Source organism: Lentihominibacter sp., from assembly GCF_046951855.1.
Lineage (GTDB): Bacteria > Bacillota > Clostridia > Peptostreptococcales > Anaerovoracaceae > Lentihominibacter > Lentihominibacter hominis.
The window spans coordinates 1-4,696 of the sequence record NZ_JBKTXS010000060.1 but is presented as its reverse complement, the minus strand read 5'-3'; the positions used below and the strand labels follow the sequence as shown (position 1 = coordinate 4,696).

At 39.8% G+C, this 4,696-nt stretch carries 4 protein-coding genes and 1 tRNA gene; all 5 read right to left on the bottom strand.

What is annotated here, in order from left to right; genetic code table 11:
• Positions 1-33: 33 nt before the first annotated feature.
• Positions 34-108, bottom strand: a tRNA-Asn gene (locus tag ACLR96_RS10040).
• A 123-nt stretch (positions 109-231) separates the two neighbouring features.
• Positions 232-1,341: a tetratricopeptide repeat protein gene (locus tag ACLR96_RS10035; RefSeq protein ID WP_177270404.1), complete on the bottom strand. Its 1,110-nt coding sequence runs from the start codon at positions 1,339-1,341 to the stop codon at positions 232-234.
• Positions 1,342-1,357: 16 nt separating this feature from the next.
• A complete protein-coding gene (locus ACLR96_RS10030) occupies positions 1,358-2,230 on the bottom strand; it encodes a radical SAM protein (RefSeq protein ID WP_177270402.1) in 873 nt (290 codons plus the stop codon).
• Positions 2,231-2,250: 20 nt separating this feature from the next.
• On the bottom strand, positions 2,251-3,963 hold the full coding sequence (gene argS / locus ACLR96_RS10025) for an arginine--tRNA ligase (RefSeq protein ID WP_177270400.1): 1,713 nt from the start codon (positions 3,961-3,963) through the stop codon (positions 2,251-2,253).
• Between the two features lie 38 nt (positions 3,964-4,001).
• Positions 4,002-4,696, bottom strand: a 695-nt coding sequence (locus ACLR96_RS10020; RefSeq protein ID WP_412265840.1) for a Smr/MutS family protein, incomplete at its 5' end; no start/stop codon positions are given.

The window sequence follows — 4,696 nt, the reverse complement described above, 5'->3', positions numbered from 1 at the left end:
TCTGAAGTCTATGCTTCAGATTATTATTTTATTTGGCTCCGAGGGTGGGGCTCGAACCCACAGCCTACCGGTTAACAGCCGGTTGCTCCACCATTGAGCTACCTCGGAATATTAGGTTGTTCTCCATAACGGCAATTGCTATTATACCGCAACTTATGGCTATATGTCAACCTAAAATTTACTATTTTAATATTGTTTTTTTCATAATATACTTTTACATATTTAATGGCTTTACTCATCAAAAGAAATAATCTCCGGGTCCATCTTCTCCGGCTTAGCTTGCTGGAGCTTTTCATCCTCTTTTTTTATCTCTTTAAGATTGGCCTTGCGATCTTCTTCCATTGCCGCCTTTATCATGTCTATTTTCTTGGAGTATTTCTCAATGCCTTCCCTATTATCTTCAGCTTTATATATGGAAAGAAGCTCCTCCATGGTTTCCAGATGGCTTCCGTTAAGTCTTAAAGCCTGTTTAAGTCTCTCAACAGCAGCCTGACGTCTTCCCACCATCTCATAAGCCACGCCAAGATAATAATGGAGAGGCCACCAGTCGCTAAACCTTGACGATAAAAAAGGTTGGAGAAGTTCTATCCCCTTTTCATATCTTCCGGCCATTATATGATTATAACCCGATTCGATGCGAAGAGGCTCTTCGATCTGAGACAATCTTGTCTTGATCTCCTTTTTATCCTTCCCGTTTTTACTCAATTTTATGAAACTTTTCCAGACAATATCGGCTTTAGCATAAAGTCCCATATTAAGATAGGCATATCCCAAATAATAATACCCCTGGGCAAACTTAGGATGTACCTCTGTCAAAATCTCGAACCAGTTCAGTGCTTCTGCTTTAAATCTGCCTGTGTATTCCTCGTTGCCGCTGGAAAGATACATGGCCCTGCACGCTCTGGCATAACTGTACATTCCGTGAAGATAATCAGGTTTCATACAGAGAGTAGCTCTGAAATGAATACATGCATCGTCCATATCTCCCCTTTCCGCAGCATCTCTTCCTGTCTTAAGTATCCCCTCATATATCTTATGATTATACAATTTTAATAGTATAGCCGCATAATCTTTTGTATGTTTAAAATGAGGATCACACCCCATCACCCATGCCATATTTTCTGCTATTTTAAACATAGAGACACCATCCCCACCGGAAAACTCCCGAACTTCTTCTTTTCTAAGAGGTATAGGGACGCCTTTCATCAGATCTTTTGCCTTGGACTTATTTATAAAATCCTCGGAAAACTCTGCGAATATAAATCTATTCAGGTATTTTCTGAAATACTTTCCTATACGATCATCTCTGAGCTGTATATCATATTTAAATTCTGCGCTCATAATCCTCCTCTTGAACTTAGAGAGCTCTGAACCTTTCATCTCTCAGCATATCATGATTCTTCATAGCTTTTCTCAACGTATTCATCATCTTTTCCTTGTCCTCGGGAAGGTCTCCCCTTAAAGAAACATAGTTTGACGCATGATTGCTCCTGAACACACATTTTTTTGTAACATTAGTATTTTCAAGCATAAGCAGAGTCTCTGCCATCACTTCATCAGGAGAAAGCAGTTTCAGCTTTCCTGATTCTATGTCTTCATACATAGGTACAGTAGGCTCTACGATCAGCGTAAGAAGACCCACGTATGAAGGCTGCATCTCACTTATCATTGTTCCCGTCTGAACAGCATGATCCTCCCATCCATCCTTGCCTGCAAGACCAGAGATAAATGTAACAGACGCCTGCATACCGCAAGCCTCAATTTTCTTTACGCCGTCAATTAGCTGCTGTCTTGTCTCACCCTTGCAGATGTCCTTGAGAACCTTGTCACTTCCCGATTCAGCTCCTATATAGACCATAGTAAGCCCGGCCTCGTAAAGCTCACGCATTTCTTCATCTGTTTTTTTGAGAATATCAGTAGCTCTCCCATAAATGGTAACTCTTTCACATTCAGGAAAATTATCTGATATATATTTCAGAATCGGCATCAATCTCTTATTAGAAAGAGCAAGCGCATCCCCGTCACACAGAAACATTCGCTCAACCCGGCTGTATCTTTTTCTTGCCCATGCCAAATCTTCAAAAACTTCTTCTATATTTCTCACTCTGAACTTTTTATCCTTAAACATCTTACAAAATGTACATTTATTATGAGTACATCCTATAGTTACCTGTACAAGCAAACTGTATGCCTCGCTTGGAGGTCTGTATATATCTCCCTCGTATCTCATGTTTTCCTCCCTGTCAATCTTTACATTTTTTCAGGCGCTTTCATACCCAGCAGTCCAAGACCATTTTTAATAGCTGTTTTGGCTGCCGTAACAAGCGCTACCTTGGCAGTCTTTTCATCTTCATTATCTACCAGTATATGTTCATCATGATAAAATTTATTGAAAGCCTGCGCTATATCTACTATATGCCTTGTAACTACAGAAGGCTCATACTTTTCTCCCGCTTCAACTATTACTTCCGGCATCTCATATATCAGTTTCATAAGTCTGTGAGCGCTTTCTGATGTAATATACTTGGCATCAAAGCCTTCCTTGGCATTTGCCTGTATCTCTTCTCCGGCATTTCTCAGTATACTGCAGGCTCTTGCATGAGTATACTGAACATAAGGTCCTGTTTCCCCTTCAAAATTAAGGACTTTATCCCATGAGAACACATAATCCTTTATCCTGTAATTTGACAGTTCGTTAAATACCACAGCTCCGATACCGACTTCTCTGGCAGTCTCATCGATATTTTCAGTATTGACATTTTTCTCTACAATTATCTTCTTAGTCTGCTCTACAGCTCTATTGAGTACATCCTCAAGGAAAATAACTCTTCCTTGCCTTGTGGACATGGTACCCTCTTCCATGCTAACAAGGCCAAAAGGTACGTGAACACAGTCATTTGCCCATTCGTATCCAAGAAGCTCTATAACCTTTATCCACTGCTGAAAATGAAGATTCTGCTGAGATGCCACAACATATATGTTTTTATAAAAATCGTAAGTCTCTTTTCTGTAAACAGCTGCCGCTATATCTCTTGTTATATAAAGAGTAGAACCATCCGACTTTGTTATAAGCGCCGGAGGAAGGCCGTACTCATCCAGTTTTACAATCTGTGCTCCGTCATCCTCTATGAGCAGTCCGGATTCCTTAAGTTCATTGACGAATCTCGGCATCTTGTCGGAATAAAAACTTTCGCCGTTATATGAATCAAAAGTTATACCCAGCATCTCGTATACCCTGTTGAATTCCTTAAGGCTTTCGTCTCTGAACCACTGCCAAAGCTCAACTTCCTCAGGCTCGCCCTTTTCAAGTCTTGTGAATATAGCTCTGGCTTCATCCTCTAAAGAAGGATCCTTTTCGGCTTCTTCATGAAACTTTGTGTAATATGAGAGCAGAGATTTTATAGGTTCCTTTATTACATCTTCCTTATTTCCCCACCTTCTGTAAGCACAAATCATCTTACCAAACTGGGTTCCGTAATCTCCCAGATGGTTGATTCTCATGGTATCGTATCCGAGAAAATCATATATCTTGTATATAGAGTTTCCGATTACCGTACTTCTGATATGCCCGATATGAAAAGGCTTGGCTATATTAGGTGAAGAATACTCAACGATAACTTTCTTGCCGGCTCCTATATCACTCCTGCCGTAATCATCACCTTTCTCAATTACTTCATCTACCACCTCTTTGGCAAACTCCTCCTTGGAAATGAACATGTTGACATAGGCGTTAACACTTTCCACTCTTTCAAATACGCTGTCTTCTCTTATATCCTCAGCTATGGATTTAGCTATCATAGGAGGCGCTTTTCGCAATATTTTAGCTAACTTAAAACATGGAAATGCATAATCTCCCATTTTGCTGTCAGCCGGTGTCTCTATCATAGACATTATCTCTTCTTTTTCCAGTCCTTCGATCTGCGGAGCCAAAATATCCGCAATCCTTTCTCTGTAACTGATCATTATTTTTCTCCTCTTCTTCTATATCAACATTTTAAATATCATTTCAAATTCACGATTGTCACACCGTCTCCACCTTCATTAAATCCACCGCTTCTGAAACCGTCTACATTCTTGTTTCGCTTAAGCATATCTCGAATTCCTTTTCTGAGTATACCTTCTCCTCTTCCATGTATCACAGTGACTTCTTTAAGGCCCGAAATAAAAGCATCATCTATATATTTTTCAACATCCATTACGGCATCATCCATATTTTTTCCTCTGACATCTACCGACATGGAAACTGTCTGTGCTTTTTTCTTATATAACTTACCGTAACCGGAGGCTTTCTTTTTTTTCTTTGGTTTTCCGTTATCAATAAGCATTATATCAGAGACATTAACGCCAATCTTCATGATTCCCACTTGTACCTGAAGCAAACCTTTCTCATCGGGAAGAGATATTATTTCTCCATTTTGGTTTAAGGTAAGAATTTTCACTCTGTCTCCCAAAGACAAACTTGCCGGGTCTACAGGATTATCATTTGTCTCACGCTTTATAGTATTCCTGTTTTTCTTTTCTATTTCCCGCAAGCGTCTTCTGTTTCTGTCAAAGCCTGCTGTTCTCTCTCCCATACTCTCAAGCCTTGCAAGGGCTTTTAATTCCTCTTGAACCTCTTTTGAAACTTCTTTTGCCTCATTTATTATTTCTCTCGCCTTTTCTTTGGCCCGTAAAATCTCCTTTTCTTTCTGTTCTT

Coding starts and splice junctions, on each gene's coding strand:
- ACLR96_RS10035 (WP_177270404.1), bottom strand. CDS start 1,341: ATGAGCGCAGAATTTAAATATGATATACAGCTCAGAGATGATCGTATA.
- ACLR96_RS10030 (WP_177270402.1), bottom strand. CDS start 2,230: ATGAGATACGAGGGAGATATATACAGACCTCCAAGCGAGGCATACAGT.
- argS (WP_177270400.1), bottom strand. CDS start 3,963: ATGATCAGTTACAGAGAAAGGATTGCGGATATTTTGGCTCCGCAGATC.